This window comes from Thiobacillus denitrificans DSM 12475, assembly GCF_000376425.1.
GTDB lineage: Bacteria > Pseudomonadota > Gammaproteobacteria > Burkholderiales > Thiobacillaceae > Thiobacillus > Thiobacillus denitrificans.
The window spans coordinates 54,297-73,597 of the sequence record NZ_AQWL01000001.1; the positions used below are offsets into that span (position 1 = coordinate 54,297).

The 19,301-nt window shown below is 66.3% G+C and carries 18 protein-coding genes; 17 read left to right on the forward strand and 1 reads right to left on the reverse strand.

The genetic code is table 11. The annotated features are described in order from the left end of the window. Positions 1 to 27 precede the first annotated feature (27 nt). From B059_RS0100275 to B059_RS0100345, 15 genes are all read left to right on the forward strand, one after another. Positions 28 to 750: a PFL_4703 family integrating conjugative element protein gene (locus B059_RS0100275; protein ID WP_473242989.1), complete on the forward strand. Its 723-nt coding sequence runs from the start codon at positions 28 to 30 to the stop codon at positions 748 to 750. Next, complete coding sequence (locus tag B059_RS0100280) at positions 747 to 1,661, forward strand: TIGR03749 family integrating conjugative element protein (protein WP_018076245.1); 915 nt, start codon at positions 747 to 749, stop codon at positions 1,659 to 1,661. The genes B059_RS0100275 and B059_RS0100280 overlap by 4 nt, the downstream gene beginning before the upstream one ends. Next, complete coding sequence (locus B059_RS0100285; protein ID WP_016446153.1) at positions 1,651 to 3,084, forward strand: TIGR03752 family integrating conjugative element protein; 1,434 nt, start codon at positions 1,651 to 1,653, stop codon at positions 3,082 to 3,084. The genes B059_RS0100280 and B059_RS0100285 overlap by 11 nt, the downstream gene beginning before the upstream one ends. Continuing rightward, the gene (locus B059_RS0100290) at positions 3,065 to 3,499 is read left to right on the forward strand and encodes a TIGR03751 family conjugal transfer lipoprotein (RefSeq protein WP_016446152.1); all 435 of its coding nucleotides are present in this window, start codon (positions 3,065 to 3,067) and stop codon (positions 3,497 to 3,499) included. Before B059_RS0100285 ends, B059_RS0100290 begins: the two co-directional genes overlap by 20 nt. Next, positions 3,499 to 6,387: a conjugative transfer ATPase gene (locus tag B059_RS0100295; protein WP_016446151.1), complete on the forward strand. Its 2,889-nt coding sequence runs from the start codon at positions 3,499 to 3,501 to the stop codon at positions 6,385 to 6,387. Before B059_RS0100290 ends, B059_RS0100295 begins: the two co-directional genes overlap by 1 nt. A 13-nt stretch (positions 6,388 to 6,400) precedes the next feature. Then, positions 6,401 to 7,144, forward strand: coding sequence for a DsbA family protein (locus B059_RS0100300; protein ID WP_016446150.1), 744 nt, complete (start codon positions 6,401 to 6,403; stop codon positions 7,142 to 7,144). Positions 7,145 to 7,339: 195 nt separating this feature from the next. Next, entirely contained in the window at positions 7,340 to 7,834 is a 495-nt protein-coding gene (gene radC, locus B059_RS0100305) for a RadC family protein (protein ID WP_003140985.1), read from the forward strand. 190 nt (positions 7,835 to 8,024) lie between these two features. Further along, entirely contained in the window at positions 8,025 to 8,501 is a 477-nt protein-coding gene (locus B059_RS0100310) for a MerR family transcriptional regulator (protein WP_016446149.1), read from the forward strand. Continuing rightward, positions 8,498 to 11,461 carry an HsdM family class I SAM-dependent methyltransferase gene (locus B059_RS0100315; protein WP_018076246.1) on the forward strand — a complete coding sequence of 988 codons (2,964 nt, stop codon included), beginning with the start codon at positions 8,498 to 8,500 and terminating at the stop codon, positions 11,459 to 11,461. The genes B059_RS0100310 and B059_RS0100315 overlap by 4 nt, the downstream gene beginning before the upstream one ends. Before the next feature lie 149 nt (positions 11,462 to 11,610). Next, complete coding sequence (locus B059_RS18425; protein WP_013721898.1) at positions 11,611 to 12,129, forward strand: hypothetical protein; 519 nt, start codon at positions 11,611 to 11,613, stop codon at positions 12,127 to 12,129. Between the two features lie 143 nt (positions 12,130 to 12,272). After that, entirely contained in the window at positions 12,273 to 12,716 is a 444-nt protein-coding gene (locus B059_RS0100325; RefSeq protein ID WP_016446147.1) for a TIGR03757 family integrating conjugative element protein, read from the forward strand. Beyond that, a complete protein-coding gene (locus B059_RS0100330; RefSeq protein WP_018076247.1) occupies positions 12,713 to 13,687 on the forward strand; it encodes a TIGR03756 family integrating conjugative element protein in 975 nt (324 codons plus the stop codon). The genes B059_RS0100325 and B059_RS0100330 overlap by 4 nt, the downstream gene beginning before the upstream one ends. Next, positions 13,668 to 15,074 carry an integrating conjugative element protein gene (locus B059_RS0100335; protein ID WP_018076248.1) on the forward strand — a complete coding sequence of 469 codons (1,407 nt, stop codon included), beginning with the start codon at positions 13,668 to 13,670 and terminating at the stop codon, positions 15,072 to 15,074. Before B059_RS0100330 ends, B059_RS0100335 begins: the two co-directional genes overlap by 20 nt. Next, on the forward strand, positions 15,071 to 15,424 hold the full coding sequence (locus B059_RS0100340) for a hypothetical protein (RefSeq protein WP_018076249.1): 354 nt from the start codon (positions 15,071 to 15,073) through the stop codon (positions 15,422 to 15,424). The genes B059_RS0100335 and B059_RS0100340 overlap by 4 nt, the downstream gene beginning before the upstream one ends. Positions 15,425 to 15,439: 15 nt before the next feature. Next, on the forward strand, positions 15,440 to 16,963 hold the full coding sequence (locus B059_RS0100345; RefSeq protein ID WP_018076250.1) for a conjugal transfer protein TraG N-terminal domain-containing protein: 1,524 nt from the start codon (positions 15,440 to 15,442) through the stop codon (positions 16,961 to 16,963). A gap of 7 nt (positions 16,964 to 16,970) precedes the next feature. Here the strand turns inward: B059_RS0100345 and B059_RS0100350 are convergent, their stop codons facing one another. Next, complete coding sequence (locus B059_RS0100350) at positions 16,971 to 17,342, reverse strand: DUF3742 family protein (protein ID WP_003292113.1); 372 nt, start codon at positions 17,340 to 17,342, stop codon at positions 16,971 to 16,973. A gap of 223 nt (positions 17,343 to 17,565) precedes the next feature. Between B059_RS0100350 and B059_RS0100355 the strand changes: the two genes are divergently transcribed. Next, on the forward strand, positions 17,566 to 18,324 hold the full coding sequence (locus tag B059_RS0100355) for a type IV toxin-antitoxin system AbiEi family antitoxin domain-containing protein (protein ID WP_017244844.1): 759 nt from the start codon (positions 17,566 to 17,568) through the stop codon (positions 18,322 to 18,324). Further along, positions 18,317 to 19,237 (forward strand): nucleotidyl transferase AbiEii/AbiGii toxin family protein, encoded by a 921-nt coding sequence (locus B059_RS0100360; protein WP_003292111.1) that lies wholly within the window; start codon positions 18,317 to 18,319, stop codon positions 19,235 to 19,237. The genes B059_RS0100355 and B059_RS0100360 overlap by 8 nt, the downstream gene beginning before the upstream one ends. The last annotated feature ends 64 nt before the right edge of the window (positions 19,238 to 19,301 follow it).

The window sequence follows — 19,301 nt, forward strand, 5'->3', positions numbered from 1 at the left end:
AGGGCGCGCGAACCTCCCTCGGGGAGGATGTCGCGTCAGCGACAGGAGGGTAGTTCAGTGAGCCGTTTCAAGAACGAGGTTGCGCACCTGCAGGCGCACTTGAAGACGCTGCGCCTGGGGGCCGGCGCGTTGTTCGTGGTGGCGCTGCTGCTCGGCTTCGGCTGGTGGAGTGCGCCGAAGAGTCTGACCATCCATGTGCCGCCGGACCTGCGCTCGGGCAGCACGCGCAAGTGGTGGGACGTGCCGCCCGAGAGCGTGTATGCCTTCTCGTTCTACATCTGGCAGCAGGTGCAGCGCTGGCCCACGAACGGCGAAGAAGACTATCCACGCAACCTGCGCGCGCTGTCGGCCTACCTGACGCCGAGCTGCCGGGCCTTCCTGCAGCAGGACTACGAGTACCGGCGCGCCAGTGGCGAGCTGCGTCGGCGCGTGCGCGGCATCTACGAGATTCCCGGCCGCGGCTACGGCGACGATCCGGCCACGCGCGTCAAGGTGGTTTCCGGCCGCGATTGGATCGTCACGCTGGACGTGAGCGCGGACGAATACTACGGCTCCGAGCAGGTCAAGCGCGCCCTGGTGCGCTACCCCATCAAGGTCGTCCGGCTGGACATCGATCCCGAGCGCAACCCCTTTGGCCTGGCGCTGGACTGCTACGCCGGCGCACCCCAGCGCATCGAACCGCCGCCGACGCCGACCCGGGCCGGTGCGCCCGCCAACGCATCCGGCCGCCTGCAGGGAGGCTCCCCATGAAATCCGTCGCCTCGTCGGCCCTGGCCGGCGTCCTGCTGATCCTCGGTTTCGTGCCGGCCAGCCAGGCCGTGGAAATCCTGCGCTGGGAACGCCTGCCGCTGGCGGTGCCGCTGGTGGTCGGCCAGGAGCGGGTGATCTTCATCGACCGCAACGTGCGTGTCGGCGTACCGGACAGCGCGGCCGCGCACCTGCGGGTGCAGAGCGCGGGCGGCGCGATCTACCTGCGGGCCAGCGAGCCGCTGCCGCCGACGCGACTGCAGTTGCAGGACGTGGAGTCCGGCGCGTTCATTCTCCTCGACATCGCCGCCGAACTAGCGCAGGACGGCCAGGCGCCACTGGAGCCGGTGCGCATCGTGGCAGCGGAAGCCCCCGCGAAGCGCTACGGCGGCAGTGCAGCAAGCGGTGCGGACGAGCGGGCCGATGGGCCCGCAGACGAATCCGTTCCCCGGCGCGAAACGCCGGTGCCGGTCGTGCTGACGCGTCATGCCGCACAGAACCTGTACGCGCCGCTGCGCACCGTCGAGCCGGTCGCCGGCATCGGGCGCGTGAACCTGCGCCGCGACCTCGCGCTGGACACTTTGCTGCCGACGCTGTCGGTACGCGCGCGGGCATTGGCCGCGTGGCGCCTGGAAGACCAGTGGGTGACGGCCGTGCGGCTCACCAACACCGCCGCGCGCTGGCTCGACCTCGACCCGCGCGCCCTGCAGGGGAACTTCGTGGCGGCGACCTTCCAGCATCCGAACCTGGGGCCGGCCGGCACCCCGTCCGACACCACGGTGCTCTACCTGGTCACGCGCGGCCACGGCCTGGCCGAGTCGCTGCTGCCGGCGCTGAGCCCGATCGACGCCAGCGTGAACCTGCCGCCGGCCGCCGCGGCCGGCTCGACCGGAGGAGCGCGCGATGAAGAGTAATCCGCTGCTCAAGTGGCTGCTGATCCCGATGGCGCTGCTGCTGGTGTTCGTCGGCATCAAACTGTTCTCCGGCGCCCCCGGCGGCCAGCCCGCCCCCAAGGGCGCGGCCAGTACGCTCACGCCCGAGGAGATGAAAGCCCTGGGCATCGCAGGCGATACCCCGCGCGATACCGTCGCCACGCTGGTCGCCCAGGTGAAGCAGTTGCGCACCGAGCTGCAGAGCGCGCTCGGCGACAACAAGCAGCACAAGGCCGAGAACGAGCGCCTGCGTGCGCGGGAAAGCGCGATCGATCAGCGCATCCAGAGCGCGCTGGAAGGCGAACGCAACCGCCTGGAGCAGGAGCGCACCCAGGTGGCCAGTGACAGGCAGCAGACCCAGGGGCTGCTGCAGGATCTGCAGCGGCAACTGGACGGCCTTTCCGGCAAGGGTGGCCCGTCCGACCTGCCCGTCGGGCTGGGCCTGGAAGAGGGTGACGGCAAGCGCTTCAACCGCGGCACCAGTGGCACGCAGTGGGTCGAGCCCGACGATGCCAAGGTCGACGCCAGGAACGGCAGCAAGGAGCCGAGCTTTCCCCTGAGCTTCGGGCCGGCCCAGAAAAGCCTGTCGGCCGCAGTGGAATCCGTCGCCGACGTCGGCAGCCGCGCGGTGGGCGCATCCACGAAGGCGGTCTACACCGTGCCGTCGAACTCGACGCTCATGGGCTCGATTGCCATGACGGCGCTGATCGGGCGCGTGCCGATCGATGGAACGGTCAACGACCCGTACCCGTTCAAGGTGCTGATCGGCCCGGATAACCTCACGGCCAACGGCATCGACATCCCCGACGTGGCCGGCGCCGTGGTCAGCGGCACGGCCTCGGGCGACTGGACGCTCTCGTGCGTGCGCGGGCAAATCCGCTCGGTCACGTTCGTGTTCCAGGACGGCACCATCCGCACGGTGCCGGAGGACAGCGGCAAGGGCGGCAGCAGCGGCGGCAACTCGGGTCACAACGGCGCCAGCATCCAAGGCGGCCTGGGCTGGATCAGCGACCCCTACGGCATTCCCTGCGTCAGCGGCGAGCGGCGCAGCAACGCCCAGCAGTACCTGGGCAGTCAGGCGCTCATCACCGCGGCCGGCGCCGGCGCGGCCTCGCTCATCAAGTCCGACAACGGCAGCGTGGCCGTGGTCGCCAACAGCAACGGCTCGCTGGGCACCGTCGGCATCAGCGGCAACGAAGCGATGGGCCGCATCCTCGCGGGCGGCGTGCGCGACATGGCCGATTGGGTCAACAAGCTCTACGGCCAGGCCTTCGCGGCGGTCTACGTGCAGCCCGGCGCCAAGGTGGCCGTGCATCTGGAGCAGCCGCTCGACATCGACTACGACGCCAAGGGGCGTCGGGTCCACCACCGCACCGGAGAAGCCCATGCCTCGGATCTGGATTGACGCGGCCGCCGTGCTGCTGGCGGCCACCCTGCTCGGCGGCTGCGCTACCAGCAAGGAGAAGCTGCTGCCGCACGGCGACAGCACCATGCTCGACATCTGGCATCGGGAGACCGGCGGCAGCGCGGGCGGCGGCCAGGCCGCGCGGCAACTGCTCGATGCGCGCCAGGGCCTGCGCCGGCCGCTGACCGAGGCCGCTGTGCAGGCAACGCCCGGCATGCAGGCGCGCTACACCCGTACCGCGCAGAACGAGATTTACCGCCAGTTCCACCGCCTGCCGAACCCCGACCTGGTGATGTACGTGTTCCCGCACCTGGCGGGCACCGACCCGGTTCCGGTGCCCGGCTACAGCACGGTGTTCCCGCTCTACCAGCGCGTGCAGTACGCGATGCCGGGCGAGCGCGTGGAGGACTACTGATGGCCTGGTCGCTGCCGTGGTCACGCAAGCCCGGCGCATCGCCTGCTGACGCCGCGGATGCGACCGATGATGCCTGGGCACGGCACGTAACGGCCTTGGCGGCACAGGGTGTCGCCGAGCCGGGCAGCGCGCTCGGCCGGGGCCGGCGCAGACCGGCCACCCAGGCCGACCACGATGCGCTCTATGGCGTCGCGCCGTCGTTCGCGGACTTGCTGCCCTGGGTCGAGTACCTGCCCGGCAGCAAGTGCATGTTGCTGGAAGACGGCCAGTCGGTGGCGGCCTTCTTCGAACTGGCGCCGGTCGGCACCGAGGGCCGCGAGATGGCCTGGCTATGGCAGGCGCGCGATGCGCTGGAGAACGCCCTGCAGGACTCCTTCGACGAGTTGGACGACAACCCTTGGGTGGTGCAGCTCTACGCCCAGGACGAGGCCGACTGGGACAACTATCTGCGCTCCCTGGCGAACTACCTGCAGCCGCGTGCGCAGGGCAGCGCGTTCAGCGACTTCTACCTGCGCTTCTTCGCCCATCACCTGCGGGCCATCGCCAAGCCGGGTGGCCTGTTCGAGGACACCACGGTGACGCGCCTGCCGTGGCGCGGCCAGGTCCGGCGCGTGCGCATGGTGGTCTACCGCCGCACGTCCGCCGCCCCGGCCTCGCGGCGCGGCCAGTCGCCCGAGCAGGCGCTGACCACGATCTGCGACCGCCTCGTCGGCGGGCTGGCGAATGCCGGCGTGAAGGCCCGGCGTCTCGGCGCGGCGGACATCCACGCCTGGCTGCTGCGCTGGTTCAACCCGAACCCGACCTTGCTCGGCGCCACTGCCGAAGACCGGGAACGCTTCTACGCGCTGACCCGCTACCCGGAAGAGCGGGAGGAGGGCGAGATCGAACTCGCCAGCGGCACCGACTTCGCGCAGCGCCTGTTCTTCGGCCAGCCACGCTCGGACGTGCCGAACGGCCTGTGGTTCTTCGACGGCATGCCGCATCGGGTGATCGTGATGGATCGCCTGCGCACGCCACCCGTGACGGGCCATCTGACGGGCGAGACGCGCAAGGGCGGCGACGCCATGAACGCGCTGTTCGACCAGATGCCCGAGGACACGGTGATGTGCCTGACGCTGGTCGCCACGCCCCAGGACGTGCTGGAGGCACACCTCAACCACCTCGCCAGGAAGGCCGTCGGCGAGACCCTGGCCTCGGAGCAGACCCGGCAGGACGTGCAGCAGGCGCGCGGCCTGATCGGCAGTGCGCACAAGCTCTACCGCGGCGCGCTGGCGTTCTACCTGCGCGGCCGCGACCTGGCCCAGCTCGATGCGCGCGGCCTGCAGCTCGTCAACGTGATGCTCAACGCCGGCCTGCAGCCGGTGCGCGAGGAAGACGAGGTGGCGCCGCTGAACAGCTATCTGCGCTGGCTGCCGTGCGTGTTCGATCCGGCTGCCGACAAGCGCCAGTGGTACACCCAGCTCATGTTCGCGCAACATGCGGCGAACCTGGCGCCGGTCTGGGGCCGCAGCCAGGGCACGGGGCATCCGGGCATCACGTTCTTCAACCGCGGCGGCGGGCCGATCACCTTCGATCCGTTGAACCGCCTCGACCGGCAGATGAACGCGCATCTGTTCCTGTTCGGCCCCACGGGTTCGGGCAAGAGCGCGACGCTCAACAACATCCTGAATCAGGTGACGGCGATCTATCGGCCGCGCCTGTTCATCGTCGAGGCGGGCAACAGCTTCGGCCTGTTCGGCGACTTCGCCGCACGGCTGGGTCTCACCGTGCATCGGGTGAAGCTCGCGCCCGGCGCGGGCGTCAGTCTGGCTCCGTTCGCCGACGCCTGGCGCCTGGTCGATACGCCGAGCCAGGTACAGACGCTGGACGCTGATGCGCTCGACGAAGACCAGACCGATGCCGGCATGGCCGTGGAAGGCGATGAGCAGCGTGACGTGCTCGGCGAACTGGAGATCACTGCACGGCTGATGATCACCGGCGGCGAGGACAAGGAAGAAGCGCGCATGACGCGCGCCGACCGCAGCCTGATCCGCCAGTGCATCCTCGATGCGGCCCAGCGCTGCGTAGCGGAGAAGCGCACGGTACTGACCCGCGACGTGCGCGAGGCGCTGCGCGAGCGCGCCCGCGACGCCACGCTGCCTGAGATGCGGCGCGCACGGCTGCTGGAGATGGCCGACGCCATGGACATGTTCTGCCAAGGCGTGGACGGCGAGATGTTCGACCGGTCCGGCACGCCGTGGCCCGAGGCGGACATCACCATCGTGGATCTCGCCACCTTCGCGCGCGAGGGCTACAACGCCCAACTCTCGATTGCCTACATCTCGCTCATCAACACCGTCAACAACATCGCCGAGCGCGACCAGTTCCTGGGCCGCCCGATCATCAACGTGACGGACGAAGGCCACATCATCACGAAGAACCCGCTGCTCGCGCCCTACGTGGTCAAGATCACCAAGATGTGGCGCAAGCTCGGCGCCTGGTTCTGGCTCGCCACGCAGAACCTGGACGACCTGCCGAAAGCGGCCGAGCCCATGCTCAACATGATCGAGTGGTGGATCTGCCTGTCGATGCCGCCCGATGAAGTCGAGAAGATCGCGCGCTTCCGCGAACTCAACGCTTCGCAGAAGGCGCTGATGCTCTCGGCCCGCAAGGAGGCCGGCAAGTTCAGCGAGGGCGTCATCCTGTCCAAGTCGATGGAAGTGCTGTTCCGCGCCGTGCCGCCCAGCCTCTACCTGGCGATGGCGATGACCGAGCCCGAAGAGAAGGCCGAACGCTTCCAGTTGATGCAGCAGCACGGCATCAGCGAGCTGGACGCCGCCTTCCGCGTGGCCGAGAAGATCGACCGTGCGCGGGGCATCGAACCGCTGGCGCTGGATACGTTGGCCTGACGGGAGCGACACGATGCGCCTGCCCTCATTCGCCCGCCGTCATCCCTGGATCGGTCTGCTGATCGTGGTGACGATTGCGGTTGCCTCGTGGATGCTGCTGCGCGCGCCGCATCCGGCAACCGAGTCCATGCCCCTGGCCGCCGCCGGGTCCGAGGGGCCGAAACCGGCTGGCCCGCCCTGGCTGTATGGCCGTGCCGATGCGCGCTTCACGGTGGTCGGCTACGCCGACCTGGAGTGTCCGTACTGCCGGGCCTACTTCCCCGAACTCAAGCGCTGGATCGACGCCCATCCCGAGGTGAACTGGCAGTGGCACCACCTGCCGCTGTCCATGCACGAGCCGGCCGCGACCGCCGGGGCACGCCTGGCCGAGTGCGCGGGCGAGACGGGCGGACACGCCGCGCTTTGGCAGGCAGTGGCCTGGCTCTACGCAAACACCCGTGGCGACGGCCAGGGCCTGCCGGAGGGCCTGCGCTATCCCGACCTCACGCCGGCCATGCAGGGTTGTCTCGACAGCGAGCGCCCCGATGCCGTCATCCGTGCCCAGGCGGCGGAAGCAGCACAGCAGGGCATCGCGGCCACGCCGGCCCTGCAACTGCGCGACCGCGAGTCCGGCAAGACCCTCCTGCTGCACGGTCCCGTCGAAGGCGATGCCTTGCTGTCGGCCATCGACCTGCTCGCCGCCGGCAGCACGACCGCGGCCGAACCCGCCCATTCCCCAGACATGCCCGCCGGCGTCGCCGGTGACATGCCCAGGTAGCCATCGATCTTCAAGGCTGCGGCGCGGCTCGTCCGCGTTGATCGAAACCCGTTCGCATCGCATCCCTTGACGCGAACAGCCACCGCATCCGCGGTGGTGGATGCCCGCTCGTCACCTGTTCCATCCCCATCGTCCCCCGGAGGGTTTGCCCTCCTGGGGCAGGCGCCCTCCGATCTCATCCATTGGAGGTTCGCCATGTCTCTTGCCATCGCCGACTCCCGCCCGGAGTCGCTCACCCTGATCGCCGCCCAGCACGAAGACTGGATCATCCAGCAGGCCATCACCCTGCTGGAGAACCGCGTGTTCAAGGCCGGTCCGGCGCTGGGCAGTCCCGCCGCCGTGCGCGACTACCTGCGCCTGAAACTGGTCGCGGAGCCGAACGAAATCTTCGCCGTCGTGTTTCTCGACAACCAGCACCAGGTGCTCGCCTACGAGCCGCTGTTCAAGGGCACGGTCGACCAGACTTCGGTGTATCCGAGGGTGGTGGTCCAGCGTGCGCTGGCGCTCAACGCTTCGGCGCTGATCCTGGCGCATCAGCATCCCTCGGGGAACACCGAGCCCTCGGCCGCTGATCGTGTGATCACCGAGCGGCTGAAGAGCGCCCTGGCCACCGTCGATGTCCGGGTGCTGGATCACTTCATCGTCGGCAAGGGCAGCCCGTACTCGTTCGCCGAAGCCGGCTTGTTGTAGTCCGCAGGCGCCCCTTCCGGGGGCGCCTTGCGTCTTGCCCCTATCCACACGTTCGCGATGCGCTCTGATGGTCGCGACTTTCGGAAGCTTGGAAGGCTTGTGGGATAGGCGGCTGAACCGGCCTTTACCTGTTGAGAAGCACACCTTTGCATGGCAGAATCTGCATATTTTCTAGTTGCCAGCAACGCGAATGTCTGCCGTCACCGCCATCCAGTACACTCAGGACCAGATGCGCACGCTAACCGGCGTGTCCGTCGAAACGGTGCGGCATTGGCGCAAGACCGTGCCCTACTTGGCGTCCAAGACCGGGAAGGCTGCCCGATTCACCTTCGCGGATCTCCTAGGCTTGGCCGTTACCAATGAGTTGGTCAGCTCGTTGGGAGTGCACATCGCCACCGTCAGCGTCGGCGTTGACGCGCTCTTTCGGTTGCTGGGCACGAGTAGCGCATTGGCGCTGAATGGGTCCGTGGCGTTCGTGACGGCCACTTCGGCGACCCTGTGCGATATCGGCCCCGAGGGGATTGGACCGGCGCCGACGCAACCGACTCTCGTCATCCCGCTCGATCCGTTGATCATGCGGCTTCAGCAGCACATGCTGCCGATCGTCCCGACGCCGAGCCAGGCAGCGTTGCCGTTTCCACCCGAAGCTATCCGGAGTAGGGCGTGAACACTGCCACGCTGGAACAGGTGCTCGCCGCAACCGGCTACCTGCCGGACGGGCAACCCGCGCCCGGTCTTCGGTTGGGGGCCGAGGCGCAGTCCTCGCGCCACGGCCGCGTTTTTGTTCCGGACGCATTGTGGCGCAGCGCGTCGTCGTTGACCGTCTACTTCAAGTTTGAGCAAAGCGCGCCTGCAGACGATCTGGTCAGCCAGTGGCGACGAGAGGTCTGGAACGAGGGGTTCGCGCCGTTGCTGTGGGTGATCTCGCCGCAGCGTATCGACCTGTACAACGGTTTCGGCACACCCGCGAAAGAAGGCGATGCCCAGAGACATTTGATTCGGCGTTTCGAGAACATCGAAGGTTCGCTTCATGAACTGGACGAGTTGGCCGGCCGACTGGCGATCGAGACGGGCCAATTCTGGGCCCAGGTGCCGGCCATCGATCGCAAGACCAGCGTCGATCAGAAGCTCCTGTCTGACCTTGGATGTCTCGAACGCGATTTGGTCGCAGGCAATCTCGCGCGCGATGCGGCGCAGGCCTTGATTGGGCGCGTGATCTTCACCCAGTACCTGATTGACCGCGAGATCGTCAGTGCGGCGCGGTTGAAGCGGGTATGCGGCCGCACGGCGTTGCCGGCGATCCTGCACGACCGGCCAGCGACCAGCAAGCTGTTCGCATGGCTGGCCCAGACCTTCAACGGCGATATGTTTCCGCCCTCGTCGGTGAAAACGACACCAGCAGCTCACCATTTGACGCGGGTTGCGGAGTTCCTGGAGGCTGTCGATCCTGAAAGCGGGCAACTCAGCTTCTTCCCGTACCAGTTCGACGTGATTCCGGTCGAGCTCATCAGCTCGATCTACGAGCAGTTTGCACATGCTGAGCCGCAGACTGGAGGAAAGCGCACAGAAGCGTTGCGAAACGGCGTGCACTACACGCGACTGTCCGTCGTCTCGCTGGTCCTCGATGAGGTCATGGATGGTCTATCTGGACGGGAGTCGGTGCTGGATTTGACGTGCGGCTCCGGTGTCTTCCTGGTCGAAGCGCTGCGGCGCTTGGTTCATCTTCGCTCGCAAGGTCAGCCGCCCACGAGGGAGCTGATCCGCTCGACGCTCTACGGGCAGGTGTATGGCGTAGACATTAGCGAAGCCGCGATTCGCGTCGCTGCGTTCAGCCTGTACCTGGCTGCGCTTGAGCTGGACCCTGACCCGCAACCACCGCAGTCCCTGAAGTTCCAGCCATTGATCGGCAGGACATTGCTCGTCGGTGACGCTCGTACTGTCGAACGTGATGGAGATGGCAAGGCCGTGCTGGCGACGCCGACAGGGCTGAAGCAGTTCGACCTTATCGTGGGCAATCCCCCTTGGAGCTTTAGGGGGCAGACAGGAACCGAAGCGCGGCGCAAGACCAGGGTTGCGGGCGTACCTGCGCAACCGCGCGGTGAAGGCTTGGATTTCGTGTTGCGAGCGGCGGAGTTCTCACATGAGAAGACCCGTTTCGGCATCATTCTTAGCGCGATGCCGTTCTTCAGCCGCAGCGGCACCGGCATGGCAGCAGCTCAGCATGTGATGCGAGCCGTGGCTCCGATCACCTTGGTAAATCTGTCCAATTTGTGCAGTTGGCTCTTCGCGACAGCGGCCATGCCCGCAGTGGTTCTCTTTGCCCGTCATCGACCGAAGCAGCGAACGGATCAGGTCACGGTCGTTCAGATCCCGTGGACGCCCAGCGGTGCAAGGACTCATTCGTTCGAGGTGGCGCCGAGTGACGTCATCACTTTGACACTCGACGAAATCCAAGAACAGCCGTTGAAGCTCAAGGCAGCAGCCGTTGGCCGGCGCCGTGACCTCCTATTGCTGGATGACTTGACTTCGGCCCACAGAAATCTGGGCGAGCAACTCTCATTACTCGACACTACCTTCCAGGTTGGATTGATTCGCGGGGCCCCAGAGAATCAGACGCGCGATGCTCGCCCGCTAAAAGGATTGGATGTACTGCAAGTCAAAGACATGCAGCACTTCAACATTCCCGATGATTTGCCGACTTTCAGCCAATCGAAGGCACAATGGCCACGATCGCGGGAGATATATCAAGCCCCGCTTCTCATCGTGAAGGAAATGCTTCTGGGGAGTCCACGCGTCTTGGCGGCCGTCTCCGAGCGGGATCTCGTCTTCACGAACTCATACTTCGCAGTGTCTCTTCCGAGAGGGCACACGCGGACGGCACATTTGCTTGCCACCGTGTTGAGTTCTGCTTTTGCGACATGGTTCTTCTATCTGACCGCTGCAGAGTTTGGAATCTACAAGAGGAAGCTGCTGGCTCGCGACCTCAGCTTCCTACCGGTGCCTAATTTCACGAGCGCAGTGAAATCTGAGGCTGGCCAGCGCCTGCTGCAGATTGAGAAGAATCTGCGCGCCAACGGCACCGACGAGAGGGGATGGGCTGAACTGGACGAAGCTGTCTTCGATCTGTACGAACTGAACGATGCCGACCGAACTGTCATTCGAGACGGCCTCCTTCGCGCCGGGTGGCAATGGGAAACCGGCCGCGAATCATCCGTGGAGCCATCGGACAGTCGTACTGAGGTCACGGCGTATGCCAAGACGTTCCTGTCCGTTATCGAGGATTGGCTTTCCGTTCGCAATAAGCGGCACATGCGCGCCGAAGTGCTCGACTTGCCAAGCAGTTCGGCCTTGCGCGTCGTGCGCTTTGTCTTGGAAGAGGGGCCGGGTAATGCGAGCGTGAGCGTCGTGGCACCACAAGGCGAGTTGGGTGAAGTACTGGCACGTATCGGCAGGCGCCTGAAAGTCAAGATTGCGACCGCGCTCAGTGCAGAGCGGGAATTGCGAGTACACGGACGCAACGAAGTCGTGATCATCAAGCCAGCAGCGCGGCGCTACTGGATGGGCATAGCGGCACTGGAAGATGCCGATGCAGTGGTCGCGGAGAGCTTTTCAGGGGGCAAAGTTTGAGGATCCCCTATGAGACACCTCCTGCACTGGGCAGAGAGTTCATTGAACTTGAGCCCGAGGTTGTGGCGGTCATTCTGCTGACACTGGCCGCAGGTTGGCAGCGAGCATGCGCAGCCGAGGACGTGAATGCCAACGCTGGAGAGGTAATCATGACCGAGCGCCTGCGGGACGGGATGCGCATTGCGCTGAAGAACTCCCCGTGGAAGCAGATCATGGTGCTGCCTGGCACGGAATCGCGATCTAAAAGCAACGTGATGCTGCCAGACGGACGTACCGACATCCCGCTGGCGTTCGTCGAAATTTTCTTGCGCACGCAGGAGCATGATCCGCACGCGATCATCGAATGCAAACGAATCGCCGGGTCGGACACTCACTTGTGTCGAGAGTACGTCGTCGAGGGCATGGATCGATTCATCCAGGAGAAGTACGGCGAGAACCATGCTATCGGCTTCATGGTGGGGTACGTTCTTGCCGGCGTTCCTTCGGAATCCGCGGATGGCGTCAATGCTTACTTGAGAAGAGTTTCGCGCTCGGTAGATCGCCTCGCCCCGAGCGACATCAGTGACGGGACTTGGCAGAGCCTACACGCACGCTCCAAGCCGTCGATGCCGATTCGCTTACAGCATGCGTTTCTTGGGTTCGCGGGCACCTCAGCGTCCCGCACCTGATCTCCGCCTCCGACAGGAGGCAATCACAACGCTCACAACGGCATAGGGTATGAAACCGGCAGGGGCCGGATGCGGTTTCTTTGTCGCGCTAGATCGGCACTTGAAGTCGACTGTGACTTTGATCGACTCCAAGGACGCCCGATATGCCGGCCCCCGTCTTCAAGGCTTCGCCCCGGCTGCCGACCATCAGCATTGCGCCCGGACTGTGGGCAGTGCTGTTCATGTTTACCCAGACTGCAGCAGCCGACGTGCTCGTCGTCACCGACAGCCGTCATCCGGTGCAGGCTCCAGCCGGCGTGCGGATCATCGAGCTGGACCAGGCCACGCGCATCGAGGTCGAACTCGCCGCGCACCTACCGGCCGACCCGCAACAGGCTGCAGCCCTGGTGCGGCAGCGGTTGCATGACGGCGGCGAGGCCCTTCAACGCCGCATCGGCCACGCCTACCAAGGTGTCGCGGATGCCTGGGGACTGGGCATCGCCAAGATTCCCGCCGTGGTGGTCGATCGACGCTACGTGGTCTACGGCGAGCCCGACGTGCCCCGCGCCGTCGCGCGCATCAACGCCTACCGGAGCACGCAGCCATGAGCCTCCTGCTGGCATCCCGGCGCCTGCGCGCCACCGTCGCCTCGCTGCTGCTGAGCACGGCCACGTCGACGTTCGCCCTGGACACCGCCACCATCGTCTCGTCGGCGCTGTCCCCCGACTGCCTCGAATACCGCGTGGTCGGAATCTGCTACTGGCTGTACTGCACGCCCTTCGGCTGCTCGGTTCGCACCTCCGTCAAGGTGCGCCACTACGTCCCCGATGCGGTGGTGTCGAGCTACTCGAACACCGGCGAAAACCCGTGGCAGGAAGTCAGGGCGATGAGCATGCCCAACCCGACCGCCAAGGCTGGCGGTGACGGCACGACCAATCACGACAACGAGAACAACCTCGCCAAGTTCAAGAACGCCGATGTCATCGGCCATCCGGCCGGGATGGTGTTCAGCCAGTTCGCCAGCGCCTCCGGCTACACCTGCGAAGGCGCTGGCACGGCCTTCATGCCGTATCTGCTGAGCACGCTCGACACGATCGCCTGGCGCTACAACATCCCGGAAGCGTTCTACCCCGAAGCGCTCATCCCCGGCCGGCGCGAAATCGGTACGCGCACCGGCCTGAACCTCTGGGGCAACGTGTATCCCCGCGGTGGCTTCCTGCACCAGACCGACGATCACAAGAGCGGCGCCGTGGTCGCGCAGCGCGCGGGCGACATCGTGACGCGCCGCAACCAGATTCACGTGTACCAGCCACTGCTGGCCAACGCCCGCGACGGGTACTGGCCGGCCGGCGCGTTGATGGAGACCGACGCCTCGACGGGCAAGTGGCAGGAGCTGACGCCCACGCTCTCGAACAGTTGCGTGGTCTTCCCGCACAGCCGCACCCGCGTGCAGGCCCAGCAAGGCGACTACGCCTGGGCCTTGTGGCGGCCTTACTCCTGCTGCCGGCGCCGTGGCCAGGTCTTCCTCGGCAGCGTCGATTTCATGTTAGGAACCCACGATGAACGCCTCCCTCCCTGACTTCCTGCGCCGCGCGAAGTCGCACTTGCGGGCCACGCTGCTCGTGGCGGCCATCACGCTGGTCGTCGGCGTCGCCTGGGCGCAGACCCGCATCGACCCAAATGGCGTGAACGCCAGCGGCAGCGTGATCGGCGACGACGTGCTCTACAGCATCGGCGGCGGCCGGGCCGTGTCGATGGGTGGTGCCGGCAACATGCAGAGCATCGGCGTGGGGATCGGCTGGAACAGCAACCTGATCTGCGGCGACATGAGCATCACCACGACGCTGCAGAACCAGCTCAACGGCATCACCAACGGCTTCCAGACGATCATGAGCAACGTGATCCAGAACGCCACCAGCGCCGTGGCCTCGCTGCCGGCCCTGATCATCCAGCGCGCCGACCCGGGGCTCTACAACCTGCTGACCAACGGCATCCTCCAGGCACGCATGGACTTCGACCGCTCGAAGATGACCTGCCGGGCCATCGCCAATCGGATGGCGGACATGGCCGGCGGCCAAGCCGGCTGGGACCAACTCGCCGAGGGGATGGCGCTGCGGGATGCGGTCAGCAGCACCGATGCCGTCTCCGCCATCGAGCAAGCCGAGTCCAACAAAGGGAACAACGGCGTGCCCTGGGTCGGCGGCGGCAACGCGGGCGGCTCCGGCCAGAGTTCGATCAAGGTGGTCGGCGATGTGACGCGAGCGGGCTACAACCTGCTCAACGGGCGCAACGCCACCGATACCTCGTCGATCGCGCGCAGCGCCTGCGGCAACCGCCTGACCTGCCAGACCTGGTCGTCGCCTGGCGCGGCCGCGGCCTTTGCGAACCGCGTGCTGGGCGAACGCGAGCAACGCACCTGCGAAAACTGCACGAAGACCCAGACCACGCCTGGCGTCGGGCTCACGCCAATGATCCAGGAAGAGTACGAGACCAAGCTGCAGGTGTTGCAGGAACTGGTGACGGGCGCCCGGCCGACGACGCTGGCCAATCTCGACGCGGCCGGCAGCAGTTCGCTGCCGATCACCCGCGGCGTGATCGAGGCCCTGCGTGACGAGCCCGACCAGGACGTGCTGGGCCGGCGCCTCGCGTCCGAGGCTGCGCTGTCCAGCGTGCTGGAGAAGGCCCTGCTGCTGCAACGTACGTTGCTGACCGGCAAGAAGGAGCCGAACGTCGCCGCCAACGAGCTGGCCGTGCAGGCGGTCGACCAGGAGAACAGCGCGCTGGAGCAGGAGATCAACAACCTCAAGACCGAGCTGGAGCTGCGCCGCACGCTGGCCGGCAACTCGGCCATGACGATCATCCAGCGCCACAGCACCCGCGCTGCCGGCTCGCGCGGCGTCTTCGAGGGCGACACCACGCGCGACCGTCTGCGGGAAGTCCAGAAGCCGCGGAGCGGTACGCCATGAGCCGGCTCGCCTGGCTGCGGCTGCCATGGCTGTTCAACCGCCGCGTCGGCGTGGCGCTGCTGTGGACCTTGCTGGTGGTCGCCGCCGCGGTGGCGGTGAACATCGCCGGCATCCACGTGGTCGGCGGCGTCGAGGGCTGGCAGCACTGGCTGCAGGCGCACGCCGGCCACTTCTTCGTGTGGCGTCTGTGCCTCTACGGAGCGACGGCTTACGGCTGGTGGTGGATGCGTCGGCGCCTGTTGCGGCGGGAGCCGTCCCGCGAGACGCATCAGCGCCTGCTGCGCACGGAGCTCGCGGCCGTGATCGCCGTGGTCGCGCTGGAAGCCAGCCAATTGTTGCAGCACGGCTGAGACCGGGAGGCAGGCATGACGCTCTACACCACGGACTACCTGGAGTATTACCTGACCCTGGTGGCTTGGGTGGTCAACAACGGCATCTGGAGCATTCTCGTGGCCAGCGGCGTGTTAGCGCTGCCGTTCGTGGCCATCGTGATCCAGGAATGGCTCAAGGCCCGCAGCGAAGGTGCGGACGAAGGCAACAAGGGCGTGCTGTCGTCGATGCGCATCGAGAACCGGGTGTGGGTGGCGATCGTGGTCATCATGTTCGCCGGCATCCCGTTCATCCCGGTGGATCTCGCCACGATCAAGTTCGACACCACGCGCTCCGCGCAATGCCAGGTCAACGTCCCGCTGCCCAACGACACGGGCTGGTCCAACGTCTACACGGCACTCAACGACCAGAGCGCGCTGGTGCCGGTGTGGTGGTTCTTCATGCACGCGCTGTCGAAAGCCGTGACGGGCTCCGCGGTGGCGGCGATTCCCTGCGGCACGGACCTGCGTCAGATTCGCATGGATGTGGATGCCACGCGCATCGACGACCCGGTGCTGGCACAGGAGGTCGCCGACTTCACGCACGACTGCTACGGGCCGTCGCGCGCCAAGCTGTTCATGAACCGGCCGACGCTCTCCGACGAGCAGATGAACGACGTCACCTGGATCGGGTCGAGTTACTTCCTCGACACGCCCGGCTTCTATGACACCTATCGCGCCAAGACCCCACGCACGGCCTGGCCCTACGACGCGACCCGCGATGCGGGTCTGGCACAGGTGGACAGCGGCGGCGGCTATCCATCCTGCCGGCAGTGGTGGGCCGATGGCGGCCAGGGACTGCGCAGCCGGCTGCTGGCACAGGTCGACCCGGACCTGCTGACTCGCATCGGGCGCTGGGTGGGCTTCCTGTCGCAGAGCGAGGTCAATGACTCGGTGATCCGCGCCGTGGTCGCGCCGAGGCAGCAGAAGATGAACCAGGGCGCCGTCTACACCGACTACGGCGGCCAGATCGACAAGACGCTGCCGAACATCGTCACGCGCGGCGCGAGCGACCTGGGTCTGACCGTCGGTTCGCTGGGCTTCTTTCCTGCGATGGACGTGGTGCGCCAGGCGCTGCCGATGGTGCTGACCATGCTCAAGATGGCGCTCGTCATCTGCATCCCGCTGGTGCTGCTGATCGGCACCTACGACCTGAAGACGGTGGTGACGGTGAGCTGCGTCCAGTTCGCGCTGTTCTTCGTGGACTTCTGGTTCCAGCTCGCGCGCTGGATCGACAGCACGATCCTGGATGCGCTCTACGGCTGGGGGTTTGGCGCGGACAGGCCTCACACGAACTTCGATCCGTTGATCGGTTTGAACAACGCCTTTGGCGACATGTTGCTGAACTTCGTCATGGCGATGATGTTCATCGTGCTGCCGACGTTTTGGGTCATGGCATTGGCTTGGGCAGGCGTTCGCACGGGAAATATCGTGCAGGGGTTGTCCACCGCCACCTCGGACGCCAAGGGCGCTGGGGGGCGTGGCGCTGGTATGGCAATGAGCGCCGTATCGAAGAAGTGACCGCCGTTCAGTCGTCGTCGGTCACATGCGGGTCGATGCGCCAGTCGCTCTTGTCATAAAGCCCGAAGCCGTTGGGGCCTTCCCTCCACTCGGGTTGCGGTTCCTCTTGATCAGGGTCGTCGTGCTGCACGAGCCATGCAGCAGTCACCGCAAAGGCGAGCAGCAGGGCCAGCCAGAACGCGGAGTAGAGCAGCGCACCGAGCACGGCGAGCTTGACGATCCAGAGCACCGCCGTCGCCGCGCCCGCAGGCACCCCGCGCGTCACCAGCCAGCCGGCGACACGCTGCTCGCGGCGCAGGTATCCACGCCAGGCACGGCCAGCCCCCCGGCCCAGCCGGTGGCTCCAGCGCCCGTTGTGCGTGTTGGCGGTCATGCTCATATGCCTCGGCTTCAGTGGTGCCTCACCTCGCGGAGCGGCCGGTCGTGGCCTGCCCTCCAGCATAGACCGCGATCAGGAGGGCGGGTTGCGCCCGGCAGAGCCGGGTTGGCTCGGGTCGTAGGTCGATTAGATTATGCACAACAAATCAAACCTTATGCTACTTTCCATGCACGTTCTTGCAATGGCTCTAGGGGTCGATTGGATTCTGTGTTATTTTTATAACATGGATCGAAATTCTCGGCACCAGGTAATCAAGCGACTGCAGGCGGGACTCTCCCGTGGGGCGCCGTTCGACCTTGCCACCCTGAGCCAGTTCGGGGTGTCGCCCCAGCTCGCCGCCCACTATGCCGACGGCGGGTGGCTCGTGCGCCTGGCCCATGGCGTCTATGCCTTCCCGAACGATGAGTTCGGGGTCTACGGTGCGCTGAAGTTCCTGCAACAGCGTGTGCCCGGCCTGCACGTCGGCGGCAAGAGCGCCCTGGCCCTGCAGGGTGTGCGGCACAACCTGGGCAGCCGGGAGACGCTGGTGCTGTGGGGCGACGGTCGTTTCGCGTTGCCGGCCTGGTTCACCTCGCGCTTTCCGGCCCGCTACGTCCACGCCCGCCTGTTCGACTGGCCGGACACGACGCTGGCCAGCAAGACCCTGACCACGCCGCCTGGCCTGCCCGAGGATCTGCGGGTGGCTGCCTCCGAGCGTGCCGTTCTGGAGCTGCTGTACGAAGCCGGCGTCAAGCAGAGCCTCGAAGAGGCCCGCAACCTCTTCGATGGACTGCGTTCCCCCCGCAAGGACTTGCTCGGACAACTGCTGTCCTGCTGCGCCAGCGTGAAGGCCGTGCGCCTGTTCCTCACCTGGGCGCGCGAGACCAGCCTCGTGGATGTCGATGCCCTGCTGGAGCAGTACCCGGTTCGCACCGGCAGCAACACGCGCTGGATGAGCCGGCTCGATGACGGCACCTTGCTAAGCCTGAGACCTCATGGATAAGACCTACGCGGACACCGTTCGCCTGCTGCTGGCCGTCGCGCCCGACGTGTTCGCCAACCACATCTTCGCCATGAAGGGCGGCACGGCCATCAACCTCTTCGTGCGGGACATGCCGCGCCTGTCGGTGGACATCGACGTGGTGTACCTCCCGTGGCAGACGCCGCGCGACGAAGCGCTGCAAGCCATCAACCAGGAGCTGGCCGCCATCGCCACGCGTGTTGTACCGCTGGGCGTGCAGACACGCCTGGTTCGCGCCAAGGACCTGGGGGACACCAAGCTGATCGTCGAGAACGACGCCCACCAGGTGAAGATCGAGGTCAACGTCGTGTTCCGAGGCAGTGTGCTGCCCGTCGAGCGGCGGCCGCTGAGCGCCAGGACCAGCGATCTGTTCGGCGTCGAGTTCGAGCTGCCGGTTCTGGCACCGGACGAGCTGTACGCCAGCAAGCTGGTGGCCGCGCTGGATCGGCAGCACCCCCGCGACCTGTTCGACGTGTGGCAGCTCTTTGAGTCGGGCGGCATCAGCGACGGCATGGTCGAGTGCTTCGTGATCTATCTGGCGGGCCACAACCGGCCGCCCCACGAAGTGCTGTTCGGCAACGACAAGGACATCGCCGGCGAGTACGAGCGGGCCTTTGTCGGCATGACCGAAGTGGACTGCTCCCTGGAGACACTGCTCGACGCTCGCGCCAGGATGCGGCGCGAGCTGCCACAGCGACTGAGCACCGCGCACAAGCAGTTTCTGAGCGGGCTGGCGCGCGCAGAACCGGACTGGTCGCTGGTGCAGTGCCAGCACGCCGCGCAACTGCCGGCACTGCGCTGGAAGCTCGCCAATCTCGAAACCTTCCGCAAGCGCCGTCCCGACGACTTCGCAGCGCAATCCGCCGCCCTCGACACCGGCTTGGGCCAGAGCTGACGAACATCCCGCAGCGCCCCACTTGCCGGGATTGCCCCATGCCGCATTCATCGTGGCACCCGCG